Source organism: Octadecabacter dasysiphoniae (genome assembly GCF_021532615.1).
GTDB lineage: Bacteria > Pseudomonadota > Alphaproteobacteria > Rhodobacterales > Rhodobacteraceae > Octadecabacter > Octadecabacter dasysiphoniae.
This window is the reverse complement of the sequence record NZ_JAKGAQ010000001.1, coordinates 355663-380636: the sequence shown is the minus strand read 5'-3', so window position 1 is coordinate 380636 and position 24974 is coordinate 355663. Positions and strand designations below refer to the sequence as shown.

Sequence of the window (24974 nt, the reverse complement as noted above, 5' to 3'; positions counted from 1 at the left end):
CTTATTCCCTATTCACATTAAAGACACAGCCATCAGTGACCAATTCGGGTGGCGTGATGCACAGCCCCCGTGCCACTTCCCATGCCGCGAGGACTTTGGGCACATAGGCGCGCGTTTCCGCATAGGGTGGGATGCCGTTGTTGTTGCGCACCGCCCCTTCGCCAGCGTTGTATCCCGCCAGCGCAAAGATCACGCCATTGTCGAATTCGCCCAGCAGCCAATCAAGGTAGGCCGTGCCACCCTTTATATTGTCACGCGGATCAAAGGCGTCTGTCACGCCGAACCGATCCGCGGTGGGGGGCATCAGTTGCATCAATCCCTGCGCGCCCGCAGAACTTACCGCGTCGGACCGCCCTGCGCTTTCGACTGAAATGACCGCCAGTATTAAAGCGGGGGATACATTGGTGCCGATCGAGGCGGTCAGAATCTCAACGCCGTAGCGATCGGCGAGCTCGGTCATGCCTTGCAAACGCGGCGCGGGCACTGCTTTTCCGGCCGGGGCGGTGCGCAATGCCGCAACGGCGGCCTCAAGGCTAAAGCTCGTGGCGTCATCCAAGGATGGGGAAATGGCCTCCCAGTACCACTCAACACCGCTTGGTGCGGGCGCGAGGCCTGCAATAGCGGGTGCGCCGGGGGCACGCGGGGCGTTTACGGCAGATCCTGCTGCCGCTGGCCCGCTGGGGGCGGCTGGCGCAGAGGGGGCCACTTGAACTGTAATGCGGTTTGTTGCGCCCGCAGTCGGAACACCCACGCGACGAAATGTGAAGTCATCTTGCAAGCGATGGCTTTCGGCCATGGCCGGTGCCGCCCAATTCAGGGCGATCAATACTGACATTATAATGCTGCGCCGCATTTGTGCGGTCTCCGCCTGCCTCTTGTTGTGGTCTTCATAGCAGAAAACCGATCCGCTAATCCACCAAATCGTAAACAATCCTTTAGCGACCCCCATCACTGGCCACACATTGGCAACGATGGAATCGCGAATTTAACTTTTAATCATTAATTAATTGTTCAAAAACATATCCTTACGAGAAATACTGTCAAAAAGTTAAGCGGATACAAAATTGCACGAATGCCGTCCCATTCCTGCCCCATTCGGAGGTCAAATAGTGTTCATCCAAGACGGGGACGCACCAACAAGAGGCCGGTGCAAAGACGAACCGCCTAGATACTGAAACTGAGAAAATACCCTGAGGAGGGACTACAATGCTTAACTTTATCAAAAACTTCCGCAACGACGAAGACGGTGCCGTAACAGTTGACTGGGTTGTTCTGACAGCCGCAATCGTTGGTCTGGGCATCGCCGTTTTGACATCCGTTGGTGGCGCGACTGCCGACCTCGGCGACGTGATCAGCTCTGAGCTGGCGACACAAGGTATCGCGACTTACTAAGTCCGATAACCACACACACATAATTCTATTTTTGGAGACTACACATGCTTAACTTTATCAAAAACTTCCGCAACGACGAAGACGGCGCAGTAACTGTTGACTGGGTTGTTCTGACAGCGGCCATCGTTGGCCTCGGCATCGCAGTACTGACTTCTGTTGGTGGCGCGACTGCAGACCTCGGCGACGTTATCTCTTCCGAGTTGGCGACACAGGGTATCGCGACTTACTAAGTCCCGATCCACTACGTTCGGACAGGCCGCATCCTCGGGTGCGGCCTTTTCGCGTCCCCCCATGCCCCCGTGCGCGCGGGCAACCACCTCAAATCCACCCTTTTCGGCCCCAATTTTGGCCGCATTCCACGGATACCTTAAGGTCAACGTCTATATTTACTTGGACATTCGCCTGGAGCATAAAATGTTGAATTTCTTTAATAAGTTTCGCCAAGACGAAGATGGCGCCATCACCGTCGATTGGGTCGTTTTGACCGCTGCAATCGTGGGCCTTACCATTGGCTTGATTGCGGCGATTGCCAGCGGTGCCCTCGATAAATCGACAGGCCTGGGACAGCGGATCGACTCAATGGATATCGCAACGTTCTAATCGCATTTGCGACGAACGTGGCGCGCCCTTCCCGCCCCGAAATCATCACAAGACCACGAATGCGGCACAAAGTGGCCGCATTCTTCCTCTATCCCGAACAGTAGTAATGAGTGCCAGCCAAGACTGGCAAAAATCCGAAAGGAAAGACAATGCGAGCAGTATTCGGACTTGTCCTTATCGTCGGCATGGGCCTTGCGGGCTTTGCCATCTATATGGTGCAGGGATATTTTCAGGAACAAAACGCCAATCTCAGCCTTCAACGGGCTGCCTTGGCCCAAGCTGTACCGACGGTGGATGTGTACGCGGTCAATCGCGTCATGAAGCACGGTGAACAGATCACCGCTGATGACATCGTCATGATCAAATATGCCGAACCGTTTCTTCCAGACGGTGTTTTTCGCACCGAAGAGGAACTGTTTTCTGACGGTCCCGAAGAATTGCGCGTTGTCACACGCCAGATGGAAGCAAATGAACCGATCATGCTTGCCAAAGTGACTGCCCCTGGCGAAGTCGCCGGTATTGCAGCGCTTATCCAACGCGGAATGCGCGCCTTTGCCATCAAAGTGGATGTGTCGTCCGGCGTGTCCGGCTTCTTGTCCCCCGGCGACCGTGTAGACGTTTATTGGTCTGGCCGCGTTGATGGCATCGGTGACGGTAACGGCGAAGTCACGCAACTTATCCAAGCGGGTATTCAACTGGTCGCAGTCGATCAGACATCTGAATCCGGGCGCACGGGCGCAACGATTGCCCGTACTGTCACGGTCGAGGTTACCCCTGCTCAGGTCGCGGCATTGGCTCAGGCCCAAGCGACAGGCAGCTTGTCCTTATCCTTGGTCGGCCGCGAAGACGATACGATTGCAGGTGCAATTGAAGTCGACCAAGCCAGCCTTTTGGGCATTGCCCCACGGGTCGAAGCACCACAGGCCGCCGAAGCACAGGTCTGCACAATCCGCACACGTCGCGGCGCAGAAGTGGTCGAAATCCCGATCCCCTGCACAAACTAAAACGGCCCATTCGGTTTGGCGCAATACGTACAACACCCGCTCGCAGGGATGTAGGAATTGCACAAAACCAACATGAACTACCAAAGACGCCCGGGCCCTTCCGCGGGCGTCTTAAGACATAATAAACAGGCATCTTCCGGCACCTGTTGCTGGTTATCCACATAAAGAACACGCCACAACGTATTGATTCTTGCAAAAAATGCGAATTTGGCGCAGGTTGACGTTAATGACGGGCGAAAAGCCTGCATCGGGCGTGGCAGTAGAGGCAGTCACCTATGACATATGATAGATTCCTAAAGGCGGCCGTCGCAGGCCTTGCCTTTGCATTAACATCCATTCCGGCTCAGCTTCCTGCTGAGACCCTGCAAGTGATGCGGGGTGCGCCTTCTTCTGCGCTGAACGTGCCGATGAACAGGGCCGTGGTCGTCGAAAGCGACGTTCCCTTCACGGAACTTTCTATCGCCAATCCGACCATCGCAGACATTTCTTCTTTGTCGGACCGCACGATTTACGTGCTTGGTAAAGAACCGGGCCGCACGACGCTGACCCTTTTGGGGGGCGACGGACGCCTTATTACCAATGTCGAAGTCCACGTGACCCCCGACATCGCAGAGTTCAAAGAACGGCTGGAACAGATCCTGCCCGGTGAAAACATCGAAGTGCGCACAGCGAACGACGGTATCGTTTTGTCCGGCACAGTATCATCCATCGCCCGCCTTGATCGCGCGCTGGAGCTGGCAAACCGCTACGCACCGGAACGTGTGTCCAACCTCATGAGCGTCGGCGGCACCCAACAGGTGATGTTGCGCGTCCGCTTTGCAGAGATGCAGCGTTCGGTGTCAAAATCGTTGAGCTCTTCCTTATCTTTGGGCGGCGATACGCTGGGCGGTGATCTCGGCCTCGCGCTCGGAACGGGTACAACTGTCGGCAACACAGCACGGAGCCTTGCCCTTGGTGGCGCAGTTCCAACCAACAACGACAATGCAGGTGCGTTCTTGTTCGGCTTTAATGCTGGCGGCGTCGAAGTCGGTATCTTGTTGGAAGCATTGGAAAATCGCGGCGTTGTTCGCACATTGGCCGAACCAAACCTGACAGCATTGTCCGGCCAAGAGGCAAGTTTCCTTGCCGGCGGCGAATACCCTGTGCCGATTTCGCAGGACGGTGGATCGATCACGGTTGAATACAAACCGTTCGGTATCTCCCTCGACTTTATTCCGCGCGTTGTGGATGGCGACATCATCAATCTGGAACTGAACGCTTCGGTGTCCTCGCTTGATCCTGCAAACGGATTTACGCAAGACGGCTTTAGCATTGATGCCTTCAAAACACGCCAGACATCGACCACGGTTGAAATGCGTGACGGCGAAAGCTTTGCGATTGCGGGCCTTTTGTCCGACGATTTTGTTGATCTCAGCGGTCAGGTGCCATGGGCGGGTGATATTCCGGTTCTCGGCGCTCTGTTCCGCTCTGCTGAATATAGCCGCCAGCAAACAGAACTGGTGATTATCGTGACGCCGCATCTTGTCACACCAACCCGAGGAGAGGCTTTGGCCCTACCAACGGATCGTGTGCGCCCCCCCTCCGAACGTGATTTGTTCCTGTTTGGCCGTGTCGCCGCAGAGAACGCACCACAGGCTGGTGGCGCAGGCGAGGTTGCGCGTCAGGACTTCAGCGGTTCATATGGCTACGTGTTGGACTAAATGATGGGATTCGGGGCAATGAAAACGACAGCAGCTTTGACAGCAGCAGTGCTTGCCCTGACGGGCTGTACCAATGGAACAGGCGCGCAGTGGCGTGAATTCAACACCCGCGAAGCCGGGTCACAGATCGACAGTGGCTACTTTGGCAATGCCACCATGAACAACAACCAAATTCAAACGGGTCAGGCCAGCATTATGGTCAACCTCAATCGCCGGTTCGCCAGCGAAGTGAATACGATGGTGACGTTCCCGTTCAATTCTACCGCTTTGGACGCGACAGCACGGGCCACATTGCAACAGCAGGCGAATTGGATACGTCAGTTTCCAGAAGTGCGCTTTAAGGTCTATGGCCATACAGATCTGGTCGGCTCTACCGCGTACAATCGCCGTTTGGGTCTGCGCCGCGCAGAAGCAGTCGTCTTGTATCTGACAAGCCAGGGGATCAGCCGGTCCCGTCTTGAGGCAGTCGTATCCTTCGGGGAAACCCAGCCGATTGTCGTGACCCAAGGCATGGAACGGCGCAACCGGCGGACCGTGACAGAGGTGTCAGGCTTTGTGGAAACCCACCCGACCCTCATGAACGGACGCTACGCCGAAGTTGTCTTCCGCGAATATGTCACCAGCGCAGAGGCTGTAAGCGATGTCGGCAGCGGGCTTGAGGCGGCTGACGGCGGCTAATCGGTTAAAACACCATAAAACAACGACTTTCAGGGGCCTTTCGGGGCCCCTTTTTGCTGCGCAAACCCTTAACATTTTGGAAACAACACACCTAAAACGGGTGTGATCGTCGCCGATTACCGCACAAATGGGCTGTTGTGGCCCCAATGTTGCCGCCTTCTGAGGTCAGAAACACACCTGACAGAGCCCCCATTGCGACTCGCACAGGGGCCGAAGATAGCACCGGACGCAAAACAAACGCGCCGCGAAACGAGTTAGAGGACGGATAGGCAATGAGTAGTTCATCGATGTTACAGCCTGAACCACAACCGATCACCGCATGTACGGTGAGCCGCGACGTACAGAATTTCGATCTTTTGATCGAGGATATGGAAACATGCCTTGGCGAAAGCTGGGGCGATCTGGGCTTTGAAGACGCCCTGCCCTTCCTTGATCAGCAAGAAGCGTCGGAGCTTGAATTTCTGGCCATTGCGCTGGATGAGGAAGACGAGGGCGATTTGTCCATCATCTCCGAAATCATCCGCACTGCAAAAGCGCGCAACATCAAGGTGTTGCTGATCGCCGAAGACCTTTCACCGGGGTCACTGCATGTGCTCTTGCGTGAAGGTGGCGATGAATTCGTGCCCTATCCCCTGCCCGAAGGCGAATTGGCACAAGCCATCGACCGCGTGCTGACCCCACCCGAACCGGCCCCCGTCGCACCCGAGATGCAGAACAAATTGAAAGCCACGGGCGATCGCAACGGCGTCGTCATCCCCGTTCAGGGCATGGCAGGTGGCACAGGTGCCACGACATTGGCTGTGAACCTCGCCTGGGAACTGGCATCAATTGAACCGCCAAAAGTCAAAGGTGTTGAACCTGAAAAAGGCCCGCGTGTTTGCCTTCTTGATCTGGATTTCCAGTTCGGCTCTGCGTCCACCTATCTCGACCTGCCACGCCGCGAAGCCGTGTTTGAAATGTTGCAGGACACCGAAAGCATGGACAGCGAAAGCTTCATGCACTCCCTGCTGGCCTATGAGCAAAAGTTGCAGGTGCTGACGGCCCCGACCGATTTGATCCCGATGGATCTGGTTGGGCCCGAAGACATCCAGCGCGTGATCGAACTGGCGCGAACAAATTTCGACTACGTCATCATCGACATGCCCAAAACCATGGTCGAATGGTCCGAAACTGTTCTTCAGGCGGCGCACGTGTACTTTGCGACGCTGGAACTAGATATGCGTTCGGCGCAAAACACACTGCGCATCAAACGCGCGCTGCAATCCGAACAGCTTCCGTTTGAAAAGCTGCGGTTCGTGTTGAACCGCGCGCCAAAATTCACAGACCTGAACGGCAAAAGCCGGATCAAGCGTCTGGCTGAATCCTTGGGCATTTCAATCGAAGTGCAACTTCCAGATGGCGGTAAAGCCGTGCCACAAAACGCCGATCACGGTGTTCCAATGGCCGAAGGCATTGCCAAGAACCCGCTGCGCAAAGAGATCGCGAAGCTGGCCAACTCCGTGCATGAGGTCAATCAGACCGCTGCGGTTGCGACGAAATAAAGGTGGGATCACATGTTTTCTAAATACAAAAAAGGCGCAGCACAGGCCCCAAAGCCGGAAGCTGGCACAGACAACGTAACGCAGATGCCCGTGGCACCCGCCGAAGCGCCCGAGGCGCCACGCAAGTCCATGATGAAACAGAACGCCGTCAAAGCGACGGTCGTTCCTGCCGACAAAGAGAAAAAGCGCAAAGAGCGCCTTGGAGAGATCAAGCTAGAGCTGCACAAAGCCCTGCTCGATAACTTGAACCTTGCCGCGCTTGAAAACGCGACCGAGCAGGATTTACGCAATGAAATCCAGTCGATTGCACAGGAATCGCTGGACGAAATGGGTGTGGTTCTGAACCGCGAAGAACGCCAGACCCTGAACAAGGAATTGTTTTTCGAAGTGAAGGGCCTTGGCCCACTTGAGACGCTTTTGCAGGATGAAAGCGTGAACGATATCCTCGTGAACGGCCCACAGCAGATTTTCGTGGAACGGGACGGTAAACTCCAGCTGACAGATGTGACGTTCAAGGACGAAAAGCACCTGTTGCGGATTATCGACAAAATCGTTTCGGCCGTTGGTCGCCGCGTCGATGAATCCAACCCTTACGTTGACGCCCGTCTTGCCGATGGATCACGTTTCAACGCCATGGTCCCGCCCGTTGCGGTGGACGGATCGTTGGTGTCCATTCGTAAGTTCAAAAAAGACAAACTGGGCATTGATGACCTGGTGAAATTCGGTGCCTTCACCGAAGAAATGGCCGCGTATTTGCAGGCTGCGGTGTCCACCCGACTGAACGTGATCGTATCTGGTGGTACGGGTTCTGGTAAAACAACAACCCTCAACGCGCTGTCATCGTTCATCGACAATGACGAACGCATCCTGACGATCGAGGATACTGCGGAACTTCAGCTGCAACAGACGCACGTGGGCCGGATGGAAAGCCGCCCACCCAACGTCGAAGGCAAGGGCGAAGTATCGCCGCGCGACTGTCTGAAAAACGCACTTCGTATGCGTCCAGATCGCATCATTGTGGGTGAAACCCGTGGCGAAGAAGTTATCGACATGTTGCAGGCCATGAACACCGGCCACGACGGATCGATGACCACAATTCACGCCAACTCTGCGCGTGATGGTGTGTCGCGTTTGGAAAACATGATTGCGATGGCCGGGATTGAAATGCCGCTTAAGGCCGTGCGATCCCAGATTTCATCGGCTGTGAACCTGATCGTGCAGGCATCGCGCCTTCAGGATGGTTCGCGCCGCATGACGTCCATCACCGAGATCACCGGCATGGAAGGCGACGTCATTTCGATGCAGGAAGTGTTCCGTTATCAACGTGTCGGCCTGACGCCTGACAACAAGATCATTGGCCACTTCACAGCCACTGGCGTGCGGTCGCACTTCTCTGACCGCTTCAAGTTGTGGGGCTATGATTTACCACCTGCCATCTTTGAACCCGTCGCAGCACAATAATCCGAACCCAGTAAGGTACTGATACAATGACCATTTCAGCAGAACCAATTATCTACGGCCTGATCTTTGTGGCCTGCATCGTGTTGGTCAACGGCATCTATCTTGTTGCCTTCGGCAAAAGCATCAATTTCAACAACAAGGTGAACCGTCGCCTTGATCTGTTGGAAAAGGGCGGCAACCGCGAAGAAGTTCTGGACCAACTCCGCAAGGAAATGTCCCAGCACATCAACAGCCAAAAGATCCCGCTGTATTCCTTGCTGGCGTCAAAAGCGCAAAAGGCCAACATCGCGTTTTCACCCGGTCAATTGATCATGATGATGTTTCTAACGGCGGGCGTGGCCTTTATGGGTCTGACCGTTGGCACCGCGACATCCCTGCCCATCCGCGCGGCGGTTGCTGTGGCGATGGGTGTGGGCGGTATCTTTATCTGGGTGAACAACAAAGCCAAAAAGCGGATTTCGATGATCGAAGAACAGCTGCCGGATGCGGTTGAATTGATGGTCCGTTCCTTGCGCGTGGGTCACCCGTTTTCCAGCGCGATTGCAATTGTCGCCAAAGAAGTCCCCGATCCGCTCGGCACTGAAATGGGCATGATCTCGGATGAGGCCGCATATGGCCGCGATATGGGTGAGACGCTCAAGCAGATGGCGGAGCGCATCGACATGCAAGACATGCGTTTCCTTGCTGTTGCTGTGACAATCCAACAAACCGCCGGTGGTAACCTGGCCGAGATTTTGCACGGCCTGTCACAGGTGATCCGCGCACGGTTCAAACTGTTCCGCCGCGTGAAAGCCATCACCGCAGAGGCGAAATGGTCCGGCATGTTCTTGTCCGTGTTCCCGCTGGGCGCATTGGTCATGATCAACCTGATCCAGCCGAACTACTACGACGAAGTCAAAGAAACGTCTGTCTTCATTCCGGCCTGTCTGGTCGTGGCGGGTTTCTTGATCGCGAACGTCTTTGTGATGCGTCGCCTCGTGAACATTAAGGTGTAATTGATATGGAAATCCTCGATACCATCAACGCAAAACTCACCGAACTGATGGGCCCATTTGGTCCGCTGATCGCGATCTTGATGCTTGGCGTGTTGCTGATCTTGCTGGTCTTGCCTGCATTGTTGCAAAAGCAAGAAGACCCGCTGGACAAGCTGCGCGCATCATCCCGCGCCGGCATCGCCAAAAGCCCCGAAGCCCTGCGCGCCAGCCAAGGCACGGACAAGCTGGACAAATATTCCAGCTTTCTGGAACCGCAGGACGAGGAAGAATACTCAGCCATCCGACTCAAGCTGATCCAAGCGGGCTACAAAACCAAATCCGCGGTCAAGACCTACCACTTTGCACAGTTTGCCTTGGGCATTGCGCTGTTGCTGGTGGGTGTCGCCTACGCCGTCTACAAATCGTCCACCGGTGATCCGTCCACCAAGGCGACGATCATGTCGATCCTGATCCCGGGCTTCATGGGCTACTATCTGCCCAAATACTGGGTGACAAAACGCCAAGGCGAACGTCAGGAAGAAATGATCAACGGCTTTCCCGACAGCCTCGACATGATGCTCGTTTGCGTCGAGGCGGGTCAATCACTGGACCAAGCCATCATTCGTGTCGCCCATGAATTGAAATCCGGCTTTCCCGCGCTGGCCGAAGAATACGAAATGGTCAGCAACGAAATGAAGGCCGGTAAAGACAAAACACAAGTCCTGCGTGATATGTCAGAACGCTGCGGCGTATCCGATATTTCATCCTTCGTGACCGTTTTGATCCAAAGCCAGCAGTTCGGTACGTCCATCGCAGAAGCCCTGCGGGTGTTTTCAGCCGAAATGCGGGACAAACGAGTGATGCGCGCCGAAGAAAAGGCCAACACGTTGCCGACAAAAATGACACTCGCGACGATGATGTTTACGGTTCCGCCGCTTCTTATCATCCTGATCGGGCCTTCGGTTTATGGTATTGCTCAGACACTGACCAAAGCTAACTTCTAAAGGCCCCCATGCGAATAATTGTGGTGATGATAACCGCCCTGACTGTCCTGACCGCCTGTGGTCAGGACAGTTTTGACCCGTCCGACGGTGACCGTGTGTTCGCGCCCGGCGTTGCGGGATCATCTGACATTGACGGGCTTTTGATTGGGCACCGATTGATGGCTGCGGGTGAATACGATCTTGCCCTGCGGGCCTACACGCGGGCGGCGGGTCAACAAGGGCTGAACGTTGATACCTTGTCCGCCCTTGGCTCTGCGAACCTCAAGCTCGGGCGGCTGAACCAGGCCGAACAATTGCTGCGCCGTGCCACGGACGAGGACCCTGCATTCGCCGCCGCATGGAACAACTTGGGCGTCATTTTGATGGAACGCGGCAAAACAGCGGAAGCCGCGCAAGTTTTCCGTCGCGCTTTTGCCACGGATAATGGCAATTCTGACGAAATTCGGGACAACCTGCGCTTGGCTCTCGCAAAATTGGGCGATCCGGGTAATACTGTTGAGCAAGAGAACGAACCGTTCCAATTGGTGCGGCGGGGCACGGGTGATTTCGTGCTTTTGTCGACACTTTAGAGGCAGAGCAGTAAAAGGACGCACAAAACATGCGCCACCCTATTCTTATTTCCGCCGCCCTTCTGGGTGCGATGACATTGGCCGCTTGCGATCAATCCGGCGATGCGCAGGTCGAACGCGCGTTGCAGGATGTAAACGTGGTCGATGAAACCAACCTCAACGATGTGATGCTGACGGTCGCAGACCCGAACGAGGCTGTGAATTACTTTTTGCGCGCCTCCACCAATGATCCGGGCCGTATTGATTTGATGCGCGGCCTTGCCAAATCCCTGATCCGCGCGCGTCGTCCGTCCGAAGGCGCAACTGCCTGGCAGGCCGTCGCCAGCCACAAAGACGCGACGCTGAACGATCAGATTGATCTTGCCGATGCGCTGATCCGCAGCAACGATTGGGACGGCGCCGAAGACGTTCTCGACGCGATCCCGCCTACCCACGAGACCTACAAACGCTACCGTCTTGAAGCGATGGTGGCAGACAGCAACGAAGAATGGTCCAACGCGGACAGCTTTTATGAAACAGCCGTGGGCCTGACAACGTCACCCGCTGGCGTGTTGAACAACTGGGGTTTTTCCAAGCTGACGCGCGGGGATTATTCCGGTGCGGAACGCCTGTTCACGGATGCCCTGCGCAATGACAGCGATCTGTTTACCGCCAAAAACAACCTTGTCCTCGCGCGTGGTGCGCAACGCAACTACGATTTGCCTGTTATTCCGATGACACAGATTGAACGCGCGCAATTGCTCCATACTCTCGCGCTGACGGCCATCAAACAAAACGACATCACGATTGGTCGCGGGCTTTTGGGTGAAGCGATCCAAACACATCCGCAGCACTTTGAGGCTGCTGTGCGTTCGCTTCGCGCCCTCGAAGACAACGTGACGAACTAAGAATGGTGTCCGTTACTGTCACGCAATCCATCGCGTTCCTGATCTTCGTGGCGCCACTGTGTATCTACGTGGCGTGGAACGACCTGCGGGCGATGAAAATCCCGACATGGTCCACCGATGCGCTTGCGCTGGTATTTGTTGTTGTCGGGATCATTCTCGTTTTGGCGGGGGCAATGCCCTTTTCAGAATATGCGTGGCGTTACAGTCACTTCGTGGTCGTTCTTATTGCAGCTATGATCCTGAACGCTGTTGGTGCGATGGGCGCTGGCGATAGCAAATTTCTTGCATCTGCCGCCCCTTTTGTCGCTTTAGACGACGTTGGATTTGTCTTTATGCTGCTTGGGGCCGGTATGTTCGTCGGGTATTTCGTTCACCGCGCGGCAAAAGCGATCAATCCGATCCGCAACCTCGTTCCAGACTGGGCCAGCTGGCATCAAGGCAAACGCTTTCCCCTCGGCTTTCCTTTGGGCGGTGTTCTGATCATCTACCTTGCGTGGCCGCTGCTTTTGCTGATCTAGCGGTCAATGCTGTAGAGAATGTACAAACCTGTGCGGCGGATTTCGCTCAGCGGCACCTCAGCTTCGTCCATGATTTCAAAAACTTTGGTCTGAACGAGCGTGGACATCGGGCAAAACGGCACGAGCACGTAATCCGCATCGCGCAGTCCGGGCAAACCGCCGTAATACCACGGCGCACCGCCGTCCATTGGTTCGAACGATCCAAACATCCAGTGCGACGAAAACAGATCCGCCACGAACACAGATGTCCCGTCTGCGTAACCAGCCGTTTCAAGATCGCGCACCATCGTGTCGATATAGCGTGCGAGGCCCAGTTCGATACCGCAGGGCGGATAAATTTCGCCCCGGAATTCGACGACCGGATCACGATCAACCGATGGCGTAAGCCCGGCAACCTGCCCCCCAAGGGCAACCCGCGCATCGACGCGTTCCAAACGTATCGTGAACCCCTGAAGGTCTGCATGGCGTTCATCCCTCGGCAAGATCGGGCTGTAGCTGGTGACATCCGTTTGGAAATGGCGAAACGGGCTGTAGGCGAGATTGAAGAACGACGGCGACGTCAGCGCCAGCGCCATCGCGGCGACATAGCCCAACGCGGCGCGGATATCCCACCCCATCTTGTTGGCCGCAACCATGACATCGTCGCGCAGTGCTAACACCAGAACACCCAGCAGCATCAGCCACTGCGGATCATTTCCGAAGTTCTGGTAGGTCACGTAGAAAAACCCAGGGAGCAGCAGCAGCAAGATCAACCCACCGGTATGCGCCGCCCCTTGGCGCAACAAGATCACCGCGCCGACGGCCAGAAACGATCCGCCAAGATAGGCTGGTGAACCCATGATCGCGACCAAGGGTTCCCCCGGCGCTGATCGCCCTTCGGACGTGGCCACGACAATCAAATCACGCGCGTAGGCTGTCCAATAGTCCACACCCGTTAACAACGTGATCCCCGCCATCAAAACTAGGCCCGTCAGAACAGCGACGCACAGCGTACGGCGTTGGCCCGTCATGAACAGCGCCAACGCGACAGGCAGCGCGAAGGGGACAAAATATGTGACTTTGATCATTGCCATCACGACCATCATCGCGCCGACAATTACACCATCGACGTTACCTGACGTCGGCGTGCGAGGCGGCACAATCGCCGCGACAATTGCCACGAATGCGGCGGCCCACGCCAAACGGTTGTAGTGCATCGAAATTGAAACAGAACGCTTCGCCTCTCCGTGCACCAACGCCAGAAGCAACACGATGACACACAGGCCAAACAACGCCGCAACCCAAGGTGACAGGCGGTTGCGGGCGATCCAGACAATAATGGGTAGGAAAATCAGCGCCGTGATCGTCTGCGCCCAGATGATCGCCATTCCGATGCCCAGTCCTGCCTTCACCAGCATCGCGATTGGCCAGAATGCCAGCGCGCCAATCGGTGTCATGAAATCAAGGTGCGGCGTTTGCCCTTGCGCCATGCGCAACACGATTTCCATCAGATGCAACGTGTCGCCTTCGTGCTTGCCCACATAGAGCCCGCCCTTCAGCACAGCCGCCCCGGCCATCGCGACCAGAACCGCGCACAGAAATGCGATCAATGCTGTTGTATTCGATTTTGTCATTTGCCTGCCTCTGGGACGGTTTTGTCCCTTTTTTCGACACAATAGTCAGGCATCACATGTTTGCAAAACCTTTAACCCCGCGTGCTTTCATTGATTTGGGCCGCGGCGGATAGGCCACATACGACACCGCCAATTGGCATAAAACGGGCAGATAAACATGAATATGCAAACTTCAGACGTCATGGCGCCACCGGCACCTAAAACCTTGCCTTCTATGGCTTTATCGCCCGTCATGATGCGTGATATTTTGATCAAGACAATGTTTCGCACCAACCTTGAGATGGTGACAGAAATCGCAAAGGCGATCTGCCTGCCCGTTAACGTCACCCAGCAACTTGTCGACGCGGCACGCGAACAGCGGCTTTGCGAAGCTACGGGTACGCTGAACGCCAATAACAGCAATGAAATGGGGTATCAGCTGACGGATATGGGCAAGGCCCGCGCGCTGGATGCGTTGGCACAGTCTGAATATTTCGGCGCGATGCCCGTCCCGCTCGAGGTGTACCGCGAACAAGTGCAGCGCCAATCAATTCGAAATATTCATGTCACCCGGGACCAATTGGTAGCCGCGATGGGGCATCTTATTTTGCCGCCTGCCCTGCTGGATCAGCTTGGGCCAGCCGTTGGCGCGGGCCGGTCAATCCTGATGTATGGCCCCCCCGGAAACGGTAAGTCCGCGATTTCAAACGGTATTCGCGATGCTTTGGGCGACAAGATTTTCATCCCCCGCGCGATTGAATACGCAGGTCAGGTGATCACCGTGTATGATCCGATCGTACATTCCGCCGCCGAAGAAGACGTTGATGATCCCAATTCCTTGCGCCGCACATCGGGACGCTATGACACGCGATATGTGAAATGCGAACGCCCGACCGTTGTGACGGGTGGTGAATTGACACTGTCGATGCTCGATCTGGTCTACAATCCCACCGCGCGGACGTATCAGGCGCCGTTGCAGCTGAAATCTTCTGGCGGTATTTTCATCATCGACGACCTTGGCCGTCAGGCCGAACCGCCACAGGCCATCGTCAACCGCTGGATTGTTCCACTGGAAGAAAACCGCGATATCCTCGCGCTGCAATCTGGTGAAAAGTTCGAGGTGCCCTTTGATACGCTCGTCATTTTTTCAACCAACTTCCACCCGAACGAAATTTTCGACAAAGCGGCCCTGCGTCGTATTTTCTTCAAGATCAAAATTGATGGTCCGGATCAAAGCGACTTTCTGAAGATTTTTGCGATGATGGCCCGTAAGCGCAAGATGCCATTGGATGAACCTGCCTTGGTGCATTTGCTGCAAAAGAAATACCCGACGATCGACAATATCTACGCGAACTATCAGCCGATTTTCCTGATCGACCAGATGATTTCGATTTGCGAGTTCGAGGGTATTCCCTATCAAATGTCGCCCGATCTGATTGATCGCGCATGGGCAAACATGTTCGTCAAAGAAGAAAAAATCGTGCACTAGGATCGAATTTGCTGCGCAAATCCGACAGGGCGGGGGGCTAGCCCCCCGCACCCCCCCAGAGTTTTCTGGCCAGATGAAGAACAGAGCACTTGACCTAAGCGCGTGTTCACACACCTTTGGGGCATGACCAGCTTGCCCCCCAAATTTGCCGATTGGTTTTCCACCAAAGGCTGGTCGATACACCCGCATCAGGCGGATATGCTGAAACGGTCTAGTGAACCGTCGTTGTTGCTGATTGCGCCTACGGGTGGTGGCAAAACGTTGGCGGGTTTTTTGCCGTCTTTGGTGGAGCTGGCCGATGGTGCGCATGACGGGTTGCATACGTTATATGTGTCACCCCTCAAGGCATTGGCGGCAGATATCAAACGGAATTTAGGTACGCCAATTGCCGAGATGGCCCTACCAATTCGGGTTGAAGACCGCACGGGGGATACGTCCTACACCCAAAAACGTCGCCAGCGTGCAGACCCGCCCCACATATTGCTGACCACTCCTGAAAGCCTTGCGTTATTGGTGTCATACGAAGATGCGCCGCGCATTTTCAAAGGCGTGCAACGGATCATCGTTGATGAAATCCACGCGCTGGCAGAAAGCAAACGGGGCGATCAGTTGATGCTGGCGCTAAGCCGTATTCAAGCAATGAACCCAGATTTACGCCGCGTCGGGCTGTCGGCAACGGTTGAAGACCCGTCAGCGATTGCCCATCGGTTGGCGCGCCATCCTGATCCTTGCCCCATCTTGATCGCGGATCCCGGGCCTGATCCTGACATTTCCATGCTTGTCACGCAGGAGAGGCCGCCGTGGTCGGGTGGCGGGGCAAAATATTCTATTCCGGCGGTGCTGGACCTTGTGAAACAGCACAACACCACGCTGATGTTTCACAACACGCGCGCGCAGGCGGAGCTTTATTTCCATAATCTCTGGCTTGCCAATGATGATGGTTTGCCGATCGGCATCCATCACGGGAGCCTGTCGCGCGACCAACGTACGAACGTCGAGGCAGCTATGGTGCGCGGCGATTTGCGGGCGATTGTGTGCACAGGGTCCTTGGATTTAGGGATCGATTGGGGTGATGTTGATCTGGTGATCCAGATCGGGGCGCCCAAGAACGTCAAGCGCCTGATCCAGCGCATTGGCCGCGCAAACCACCGCTATAACGCCCCGTCCAAGGCTGTGTTGGTGCCTGCCAACCGGTTCGAGGTTGTTGAATGTGTTGCAGCACTTGAGGCCGCGAAGGCGCACGACCTTGATGGTGATCCCAAGGGGGCTGGACCGCGTGATGTATTGTGCCAGCACATCCTGATTGCCGCCTGTTCCGGCCCATTTGATGCGACGCAGCTGTTCCATGAGGTTAGGACCGTCGGGGCCTTTAGCGATCTGAGCCGGGCTGCGTTTGACGATTGCCTCGATTTTTGTGCGACAGGGGGCTATGCCCTGCGGGTCTACGATCAATGGAAACGGCTGAAAGAGGTCGATGGAAAATGGCAGCTGCGCGATCCGCGATCAAGCGCGCGCATCCGCATGAACCTGGGCACGATCTTTGATATCGAAACGCTGAAGGTGAAATTTCGCCGATCCGCCAAGACATTGGGTGAAATCGAAGAGAGCTTTGCCGCGACGTTGACGCCAGGCGATACGTTTCTAATCGGCGGACAAATTGTGCGCTACGAAGGACTGAACCAGCTCACCGTTGAGGTCAGCCGCCAAAAAGGACGCACGCCCAAGGTTGCTACGTTTAACGGCACCAAATTCGCCACGTCGACCCAGTTGTCCCAGCGGATTTTAACGATGTTCCAACACGACAACTGGCCGGACCTGCCTGACCACACCGCCGAATGGCTGCACCTGCAACGCGCCGTGTCAAAGCTGCCGGAGACGGGGCGGATACTGGTGGAAACGTTCCCGCAGGACGAACGTGAAAACATGGTTGTTTACGGGTTTGCGGGTGTGAACGCGCATCGCACCCTTGGCCTGATCCTGACGCAGCGCATGGAGGCCGCGGGGCTGAACCCGCTTGGATTTGTCGTTACCGATTATGCATTGATGATCTGGGGGTTATCGCCTGTCAGGGATGTCGCGCCGCTGTTTGACCCCGACAACATGCGCGACGGGCTTGAAACATGGCTGGCTGGAAATGCGGTGATGAAACGCACTTTCCGGGTGGCAGCAACCGTTGCAGGATTGATTGAACGTAATACCCGCCAGGGCCGAAAATCAGGGCGGCAGGCCACGTTCAGTAGCGATATTTTGTACGATACCCTCGCTAAATATGATCCTGACCATCTGATGTTGCGGATAACGCGCGAAGAGGCAATGCGCGGGTTGGTTGATTTTGGGCGGATCGAAGACATGTTGCAGCGCACCAAAGGGCGCGTTGATCATGTTGTACTGGACCGTGTCACACCGCTTGCGGCCCCCCTGTTTCTGGAACCGGGGCGCATTCCGGTGTTTGGCGAGGGTCGTGAAAAACTGTTGGCAGACCGCGCGGCAGACCTGATGCGCGAAGCCGGGCTTGAGGGGCTATAGACTTCGGCGGCGCGGTGGGGCATCGAACCCGCCATGACCGACCACGTTTTCACCTTTTGTAAAACCGATCTGGCCGCACGTGCTGATGGCACATTATGGTGGGCCGCCGAACGGATTTTGTGCGTGTCTGATCTGCACCTTGGGAAATCCGAACGGATCGCGCGGCGCGGGGGTACATTGTTGCCGCCCTATGAAACACGCGAAACGCTTTGGCGGCTTGAAGCAGCGATAGACGCAACAAACCCCGCAACCGTTATTTGTCTGGGTGACAGTTTTGATGATCTGGGTGCTGCGCGGGCCATTAGCGATGACACCCGCGCGACATTAACGCGACTTCAGGCTGGCCGCGACTGGATCTGGATCGAAGGAAACCATGACCCCGGCCCGGTAGAGCTCGGCGGGACGCATATGGCAGACCTGAAGCGCGGACCGCTGACATTTCGCCATATCGCGACGTCTGAAACAGGCGAAATCTCGGGGCATTATCATCCCAAGGGGGCGATCGCGGGTGCGACGCGACGGCCTTGTTTCCTGATTGACGCGGCCCGCATCATCATGCCCGCATTCGGCGCCTACACAGGCGGATTGTCTGCACGTGATGACGTTTTGGCTGCGATTATGGAACCCACGGCCATCGCTGTCCTGACAGGAAAAAGCGCCCTGCCCGTGCCACTCAAATCTTGCCTTAAGCGCTAAGGTCGTCGGCGAAAGATAGATTATCGCGGTACTTCGGCCCAACGGGCAACGTCCCCCCACAGGTCAACTGCACAACATCACGCCCATCGACCTTTTTCACCCCGGCAACCTTTGCCCGTGCGACCCAGTGGGATCGATGCACACACACACCAGGTTCCACGTCGGTCTCATTCACCGCATCACTCAGCCGCATCAAAATACGATGCTCTTCGCCATCGTCGGTCACGATGCGAATATGGTGATTGTCCGAACTGATCCGCGCCAACCGCGCGTCAGGCTGGGCAGAAATCCTGGTTAGTAAACGATCACGCTTCACTTGGGCTTGTTCTTGGATTGTCTTTGCGGGTTCGCGCAGAACCCGCCGCAGCGCTATCGTTCCAATCGCAATCAGAAACGTGCACCCCATTGCGGCAAACATGCCCATCGCCTGATAGGCCTCAGCTCCCCCGACAATGCGGTTCAAAAGCACCACCAATGGTCCAAATATAACGGACAACGATAGCGCCACCGCCAGGTCTTCAAGAAGCTCGGACCGGCCTGCCAATATGTGTCGCCACACCGTCCGGCAAAAGATTGCAATGACAATTGCAGCAGCAATAAGCCCGCTCCAATAGGTCAATCTCCATGCGAAGGGTTGTGAATCAAATGTTCCGAAAGGACCCGCCCAAGCCACCACAAAGGACGTCAGTCCCCAAGCGCCCCAAAGCGACGCAGAGACAACTTCTTTATACATGGACCCGAAACCAGGCCCGTCACCAAACAAAGACCGCAAGAAACTCCCCCCAAAGAGTTCGACCGAATAGAATCGATCACCCTAAAAGCAATTCTTACACGGTTGAATTCAAAGAAAAAGTCTTAGGCCGTCAGTCCGGTGGGTTCCGCTAGGTCATTTGCGCGACAGCAAGCCGTCAATGTATTGGCCAACAGGCAGGCAATGGTCATGGGGCCCACGCCACCGGGAACGGGTGTAATGGCACCTGCGACCGCTGCACAGCTTGCATAATCAACGTCACCCACGAGCTTGGTTTTACCCTCACCCTTCTCTGGTGCATCCAAACGGTTGATGCCCACGTCAATCACGGTCGCACCCGGTTTGATCCAGTCGCCCGGCACCATTTCCGCACGACCTACGGCAGCCACGACGATGTCCGCCTGACGCACAACCGCTGCTAAATCCTTGGTCCGCGAATGGGCGATGGTCACAGTGCAGCTGTCGCCCAGCAACAACTGCGCCATAGGTTTGCCAACAATATTAGACCGCCCGATCACAACCGCGTTCATGCCCGACAAACTGCCATGATGATCACGCAACATCATCAATGATCCCAACGGGGTACAGGGCACCATGGCCTTTTGACCAGTGCCCAACAAACCCACATTGGAAATGTGAAATCCGTCAACGTCCTTTGCCGGATCGATGGAATTGATCACAAGATCGCTGTTCAGATGGTCCGGCAGCGGCAGTTGCACCAGAATACCGTGGATCGTCGGATCGTTGTTCAACGTGTCGATCATGGCCAACAGGTCGGCCTCGGACACGTCAGCGTCCATACGGTGCTCAACGGACTTCATGCCGACTTCTACGGTCATTTTGCCTTTGGATTTAACATAGACTTGCGACGCAGGATCTTCGCCGACCAGGACAACGGCCAAACCGGGCGTAATACCGTGATCTGCTTTCAATGTGGCGACATGCTCGCCCACCATGCCACGGACTTTTGCTGCAAAGGCTTTGCCGTCGATTACTGTCGCTGTCATGTCTCAGTCCTTAAATTATCTGCGCCCCGAGGGATCGGCGGGCGGGGCGCCTTTGGCGACTGCCAAACAGCGACGTCCCGCCCGTCTTTGTTTAGAACAAGCCTTCGATTTGGCCATCATCGTTCAGGTGGATGTTTTCGGCTGACGGAACGCGCGGCAAACCGGGCATCGTCATGATCTCACCACATACAACAACCACGAAACCCGCACCCGCACTCAGACGCACTTCGCGCACCGGAACGCTAAAGCCCGTCGGCGCACCGCGCAGCGTTGGATCGGTAGAAAACGAATACTGCGTCTTAGCCATACAAACTGGCAAATTGCCGTAGCCCTGATCTTCCCACAGTTTCAACTGATCGCGGATTTTTTGATCCATCAATGCTTCGTCTGCATGGTAAATCCGCTTGGCAATCGTCTGGATTTTGTCGGCCAGCTTCATGTCATCAGGATAAATCGGGGCAAACGCTGACACACCGCTGTCTGCGATCTCTGCCACGCGTGTCGCAAGCGCCTCAGACCCTTTTGACCCATGTTCCCAGTGCTGGGACAAGATCGCTTCGGACCCTTGGGTTTCAACGTAATCCTTCACAGCCTGCACTTCGGCGTCCGTGTCTGTCACGAAGTGGTTGATCGCCACAACAACCGGAACCCCGAAGGATTTCAGGTTGCCGATGTGACGGCCAAGGTTTGCACAACCGTTCTGAACCGCTGCCACGTCTTCGTTGCCAAGGTCAGCCTTCGCGACGCCACCGTTCATCTTCATCGCACGCACAGTTGCGACCAACACAACACAATCAGGGCTCAGGCCTGCTTTGCGGCATTTGATGTTCAGGAACTTTTCAGCCCCCAAATCAGCACCAAAGCCGGCTTCGGTTACAACGTAATCCGCAATCTTCAACGCCGTCGTCGTCGCAATGACCGAATTACAACCATGTGCGATGTTAGCGAACGGGCCGCCATGTACGAACGCAGGGTTGTTTTCCAACGTCTGCACCAAGTTCGGCTGCATCGCGTCTTTCAACAGAACGGTCATCGCACCGTCAGCCTTGATGTCGCGTGCAAAGACAGGGCTGCGATCACGGCGGTAAGCCACGATCATAGACCCGAGGCGGTCTTGCAAATCTTTCAAATCTTTTGCCAGGCACAGAATGGCCATCACTTCGGACGCCACCGTGATGTCAAAACCTGCTTCGCGTGGGAAACCATTGGCCACACCGCCCAAAGACGCCGTGATCTGGCGCAGCGCACGGTCATTCATGTCAACGACACGACGCCACACAACGCGGCGCACGTCGATTTCCAGTTCATTCCCCCAATAGATGTGGTTGTCGATCATCGCGGACAAAAGGGAATGCGCGGATGTGATCGCGTGGAAATCGCCCGTAAAGTGCAGGTTCATGTCTTCCATCGGCACGATCTGCGCGTAACCACCGCCAGCGGCCCCGCCCTTCATACCGAAGTTCGGCCCAAGCGATGCTTCGCGGATACAAACGGCGGCTTTCTTGCCAATACGGTTTAGACCATCGCCCAAACCAACAGTTGTCGTCGTCTTGCCTTCGCCCGCAGGGGTCGGGTTGATCGCGGTTACAAGGATCAGTTTGCCGCTGTCGTTCTTTTGCACAGAGTTAATGAACTCTTGGCTGACTTTGGCTTTGTCGTGGCCGTAGGGCAGCAGATCGTCGGACCCGATGCCCAGCTTCGCACCGATCTCTTGGATTGGCTTCTTGTTCGCTTCGCGTGCGATTTCGATGTCGGTTTTGTAACCCATGGTCTTCTCCCCTTAAGCCGAATGGCTGCGTTCAGTATGCTTTGGCACACCCTAACCACGCCTTGGAAGTGATCCGGGACGCGATAACGACATTTTCGCTATCGGAATCGCCGCCGACGCGATCATTCGTTTCTGATGGGAAACCCTGGGTCTCATTAACGACGGGTTATGGCATCCATGCGCGCTGATCGGGGATGTGAAGCGTCAGGGTATCGCCAACCGCGATCCGCCCCTCTGCGGCGACCCACGCACAAACACCACGACGGTTTTTAGCCGCCGGTTTGAACATTGCACCTTGGCCCGGATGCACCACCTCAAGCGATTTGGCCGGAAACAGGCAGGGGCGGTTTTCCATGTCCACTGTGACTGTTGCGCCGCTTGGCCCCTGAAGCCGCGATGACGGCGGAATATGCGTGAAATCAGGGATACCTTTGACAACGATTGTCGCACCAACGCGGGTCGGTTCAATCGTGTCAATCCCCATTTCAGCAGCGACCTCATCCAGCTCTTCCTGGCTGACGATGCACAGCTGGCGCTCGTTCCTGATCGGCGTGCCCTTGGCGTATTGCGATTTGACGCGGCTGCACGACGGGCGCGTCACCCCGGCATGAAACGCACCCGCAACGCCGTCAAACGTCAGATCAAGCGCGTCGCGCGCGGGTGATGCCAGTTCATTTCGATCATCCGTCATCACCGAACCGAGCCAAACAACCTCGGCAGTATAATGGGTGGGTTTGAGTGCGGGCATGGCGTTCTCCTTTGGCGGGCAACTTGCCGTGGGAACGGCCCTGCCTCAACCGAATTCTTGTGACATTACATATCACCATAATCAAAAAGCCCCGCAGGTTTTACGCTGCGGGGCCTTTTGATTTATGTCGTTTCCGGCTCAAGGTCCGTATCGGGGGACTTTGGCTTGCGCGGTTTGGTCTTCGGGATCGCCGTGACCGAATTGCCGGACTTTGGCGTGATATCCGCGTCATCGTCATCATCACGATTTAACGGTTCACCCGCCATGACGCGTTTGATTTCCGCGCCTGTCAGCGTTTCGTATTCAAGCAACCCCTGACCAAGACGTTCAAATTCAACGTTCTTTTCGGTCAGGATTTCTTTTGCCTTTTGAAAGCCCTGTTCAATAAAGGCCTTCACCTCATCCTCAATCACGCCCTTGGTGTCCGCAGACACCGAAAAACCGGCCGTGTTGCCCTGATATCCCTCATGAGCCTCGGCGTAGTCGATGTTGCCGACCTTATCGGACATGCCCCAGCGCATGATCATCGCGCGCGCCAACTGGCTGGCCTGCTGGATGTCGCCAGCCGGGCCGTTAGACACCTGATCTTCACCGTACTTGATGACCTCGGCAGCTTTACCCGCCATCGTCATCGCAAGGCGCTGATGGCATTCGTCGCGGAACATGTTGAGCCGGTCCATTTCAGGCAGTGACATCACCATACCCAGCGCACCACCGCGCGGAATGATCGTCGCCTTATAAACGGGGTCACATTTGGGCAGCGTGATACCGACGACAGCGTGGCCCGCTTCATGATAGGCGGTCATTTCCTTTTGCGCGTCCGTCATGATCATCGAACGGCGTTCGGCGCCCATCATGATCTTATCTTTCGCGGATTCAAAATCTGCCATCGCCACGAAACGACGCCCCACGCGGGCCGCTGTCAGCGCGGCTTCGTTCACGAGGTTCGCGAGGTCAGCACCGGAAAACCCGGGGGAGCCACGGGCGATAATGCGCAGATCAACGTCAGGGCCAAGCGGCACTTTGCGCGCATGCACGCCGAGGATTTTTTCACGGCCTTTGATGTCGGGATTGCCGACAGTCACCTGACGGTCAAAACGACCGGGGCGCAGCAATGCCGGATCCAACACATCCTTACGGTTTGTCGCGGCGATGATGATGACACCTTCGTTGGCTTCAAAACCGTCCATCTCGACCAGCAGTTGGTTCAAAGTCTGTTCACGTTCGTCGTTGCCACCGCCCATGCCGACGCCACGCGCGCGGCCGACGGCGTCAATCTCGTCGATAAAGATGATGCAAGGCGCGTTCTTTTTGGCCTGCTCGAACATGTCGCGCACACGGGACGCACCCACGCCGACGAACATTTCCACAAAATCAGAACCCGAAATCGTGAAGAACGGAACGCCCGCCTCGCCCGCAATTGCGCGCGCCAGCAGCGTCTTACCCGTTCCGGGGGGGCCAACAAGCAGCGCACCCTTGGGAATCTTACCCCCAAGACGCGAGAATTTCTGCGGGTTGCGCAGGAATTCAACGATTTCTTCCAGCTCTTCCTTGGCCTCATCGATGCCCGCCACGTCATCAAACGTCACACGGCCCTCTTTTTCGGTCAGCATTTTGGCCTTGGATTTGCCAAAGCCCATCGCGCCGCCTTTGCCGCCGCCCTGCATGCGGTTCATGAAATAAATCCACACACCGATCAGCAACAAGAAGGGCAGAAGACCCACAAGGAACGTCGCAATTCCGGATTGTTCCTGTGCCTCAATGGTCAGGGCCACGCCCTTTTCCACAAGTAAATCAGCGACTTCGGTGTTATCCGCACCGATAATAACCTGATAGGTGCGCCCATCCGACCCACGATACATCAGCTTTTCGCCATCGATGCGGGCTTCGGCCACAGCGCCGGCGTCAATGGCCTGAACCAGTTCGGAATAGCTTTTCTCGTTTGTTGCCTGCGTGCTCTGTCCGTTTCCGAACAGATTGAACAGCGAAATAACAAGAACGAAGAGCACGACCCAGAAGGCCAGATTGCGTGCGTTGCCCAAGGCGACACTCCTTTAGAAGAACAAATA

Annotated in this window: 23 protein-coding genes; 16 read left to right on the top strand and 7 right to left on the bottom strand. The window is 55.9% G+C overall.

Features of this window, described 5'->3' with window-relative positions:
• Nucleotide 1: 1 nt before the first annotated feature.
• Nucleotides 2-853, bottom strand: coding sequence for a lytic transglycosylase domain-containing protein (locus L0664_RS01815; protein WP_235223916.1), 852 nt, complete (start codon nucleotides 851-853; stop codon nucleotides 2-4).
• A 353-nt stretch (nucleotides 854-1206) separates the two neighbouring features.
• Between L0664_RS01815 and L0664_RS01810 the strand changes: the two genes are divergently transcribed.
• From L0664_RS01810 to L0664_RS01750, 13 genes are all read left to right on the top strand, one after another.
• The gene (locus tag L0664_RS01810; protein ID WP_235223915.1) at nucleotides 1207-1392 is read left to right on the top strand and encodes a Flp family type IVb pilin; all 186 of its coding nucleotides are present in this window, start codon (nucleotides 1207-1209) and stop codon (nucleotides 1390-1392) included.
• Nucleotides 1393-1436: 44 nt separating this feature from the next.
• Nucleotides 1437-1622: a Flp family type IVb pilin gene (locus L0664_RS01805; RefSeq protein ID WP_235223915.1), complete on the top strand. Its 186-nt coding sequence runs from the start codon at nucleotides 1437-1439 to the stop codon at nucleotides 1620-1622.
• Nucleotides 1623-1806: 184 nt separating this feature from the next.
• Nucleotides 1807-1992, top strand: coding sequence for a hypothetical protein (locus L0664_RS01800; RefSeq protein WP_235223914.1), 186 nt, complete (start codon nucleotides 1807-1809; stop codon nucleotides 1990-1992).
• A 149-nt stretch (nucleotides 1993-2141) separates the two neighbouring features.
• The gene (cpaB, locus tag L0664_RS01795; protein ID WP_235223913.1) at nucleotides 2142-2996 is read left to right on the top strand and encodes a Flp pilus assembly protein CpaB; all 855 of its coding nucleotides are present in this window, start codon (nucleotides 2142-2144) and stop codon (nucleotides 2994-2996) included.
• A 275-nt stretch (nucleotides 2997-3271) separates the two neighbouring features.
• Entirely contained in the window at nucleotides 3272-4696 is a 1425-nt protein-coding gene (locus L0664_RS01790; protein WP_235223912.1) for a type II and III secretion system protein family protein, read from the top strand.
• 18 nt (nucleotides 4697-4714) lie between these two features.
• Nucleotides 4715-5374: an OmpA family protein gene (locus L0664_RS01785; protein ID WP_235223911.1), complete on the top strand. Its 660-nt coding sequence runs from the start codon at nucleotides 4715-4717 to the stop codon at nucleotides 5372-5374.
• Between the two features lie 272 nt (nucleotides 5375-5646).
• A complete protein-coding gene (locus tag L0664_RS01780; protein ID WP_235223910.1) occupies nucleotides 5647-6915 on the top strand; it encodes a CpaE/TadZ family protein in 1269 nt (422 codons plus the stop codon).
• Nucleotides 6916-6927: 12 nt separating this feature from the next.
• Nucleotides 6928-8376 (top strand): CpaF family protein, encoded by a 1449-nt coding sequence (locus tag L0664_RS01775; RefSeq protein WP_235223909.1) that lies wholly within the window; start codon nucleotides 6928-6930, stop codon nucleotides 8374-8376.
• 26 nt (nucleotides 8377-8402) lie between these two features.
• Nucleotides 8403-9371 (top strand): type II secretion system F family protein, encoded by a 969-nt coding sequence (locus tag L0664_RS01770; protein ID WP_235223908.1) that lies wholly within the window; start codon nucleotides 8403-8405, stop codon nucleotides 9369-9371.
• Between the two features lie 5 nt (nucleotides 9372-9376).
• Nucleotides 9377-10354 carry a type II secretion system F family protein gene (locus L0664_RS01765; protein WP_235223907.1) on the top strand — a complete coding sequence of 326 codons (978 nt, stop codon included), beginning with the start codon at nucleotides 9377-9379 and terminating at the stop codon, nucleotides 10352-10354.
• A gap of 8 nt (nucleotides 10355-10362) precedes the next feature.
• Nucleotides 10363-10923 carry a tetratricopeptide repeat protein gene (locus L0664_RS01760; RefSeq protein WP_235223906.1) on the top strand — a complete coding sequence of 187 codons (561 nt, stop codon included), beginning with the start codon at nucleotides 10363-10365 and terminating at the stop codon, nucleotides 10921-10923.
• Nucleotides 10924-10952: 29 nt separating this feature from the next.
• A complete protein-coding gene (locus L0664_RS01755) occupies nucleotides 10953-11810 on the top strand; it encodes a tetratricopeptide repeat protein (protein ID WP_235223905.1) in 858 nt (285 codons plus the stop codon).
• A gap of 2 nt (nucleotides 11811-11812) precedes the next feature.
• Nucleotides 11813-12328 carry a prepilin peptidase gene (locus tag L0664_RS01750; protein WP_235223904.1) on the top strand — a complete coding sequence of 172 codons (516 nt, stop codon included), beginning with the start codon at nucleotides 11813-11815 and terminating at the stop codon, nucleotides 12326-12328.
• Here L0664_RS01750 and L0664_RS01745 read toward each other — a convergent pair.
• Entirely contained in the window at nucleotides 12325-13941 is a 1617-nt protein-coding gene (locus tag L0664_RS01745) for a hypothetical protein (protein WP_235223903.1), read from the bottom strand. The two genes, L0664_RS01750 and L0664_RS01745, sit on opposite strands and share 4 nt — an antisense overlap.
• Nucleotides 13942-14098: 157 nt before the next feature.
• Here L0664_RS01745 and L0664_RS01740 point away from each other — a divergent pair, with 157 nt between their 5' ends.
• The 3 genes from L0664_RS01740 (at nucleotide 14099) to pdeM (ending at nucleotide 18631) form a co-directional block, all read left to right on the top strand.
• Entirely contained in the window at nucleotides 14099-15409 is a 1311-nt protein-coding gene (locus tag L0664_RS01740; RefSeq protein WP_235223902.1) for an ATPase, read from the top strand.
• Nucleotides 15410-15532: 123 nt separating this feature from the next.
• Nucleotides 15533-17935, top strand: a complete 2403-nt coding sequence (locus L0664_RS01735) for a ligase-associated DNA damage response DEXH box helicase (protein ID WP_235223901.1) — start codon at nucleotides 15533-15535, stop codon at nucleotides 17933-17935.
• A 33-nt stretch (nucleotides 17936-17968) separates the two neighbouring features.
• A complete protein-coding gene (gene pdeM / locus L0664_RS01730; protein WP_235223900.1) occupies nucleotides 17969-18631 on the top strand; it encodes a ligase-associated DNA damage response endonuclease PdeM in 663 nt (220 codons plus the stop codon).
• Here pdeM and L0664_RS01725 read toward each other — a convergent pair.
• The 5 genes from L0664_RS01725 to ftsH all read right to left on the bottom strand — a co-directional run bounded on the left by L0664_RS01725 (nucleotide 18621) and on the right by ftsH (nucleotide 24947).
• Nucleotides 18621-19175 carry a LytTR family DNA-binding domain-containing protein gene (locus L0664_RS01725; RefSeq protein WP_235223899.1) on the bottom strand — a complete coding sequence of 185 codons (555 nt, stop codon included), beginning with the start codon at nucleotides 19173-19175 and terminating at the stop codon, nucleotides 18621-18623. The two genes, pdeM and L0664_RS01725, sit on opposite strands and share 11 nt — an antisense overlap.
• Before the next feature lie 311 nt (nucleotides 19176-19486).
• Entirely contained in the window at nucleotides 19487-20389 is a 903-nt protein-coding gene (gene folD / locus L0664_RS01720; RefSeq protein WP_235223898.1) for a bifunctional methylenetetrahydrofolate dehydrogenase/methenyltetrahydrofolate cyclohydrolase FolD, read from the bottom strand.
• A gap of 91 nt (nucleotides 20390-20480) precedes the next feature.
• Nucleotides 20481-22157 carry a formate--tetrahydrofolate ligase gene (locus L0664_RS01715; protein WP_235223897.1) on the bottom strand — a complete coding sequence of 559 codons (1677 nt, stop codon included), beginning with the start codon at nucleotides 22155-22157 and terminating at the stop codon, nucleotides 20481-20483.
• Between the two features lie 166 nt (nucleotides 22158-22323).
• Nucleotides 22324-22905 (bottom strand): MOSC domain-containing protein, encoded by a 582-nt coding sequence (locus tag L0664_RS01710; protein WP_235223896.1) that lies wholly within the window; start codon nucleotides 22903-22905, stop codon nucleotides 22324-22326.
• 122 nt (nucleotides 22906-23027) lie between these two features.
• Nucleotides 23028-24947, bottom strand: coding sequence for an ATP-dependent zinc metalloprotease FtsH (gene ftsH / locus L0664_RS01705; protein WP_235223895.1), 1920 nt, complete (start codon nucleotides 24945-24947; stop codon nucleotides 23028-23030).
• Nucleotides 24948-24974: the final 27 nt, after the last annotated feature.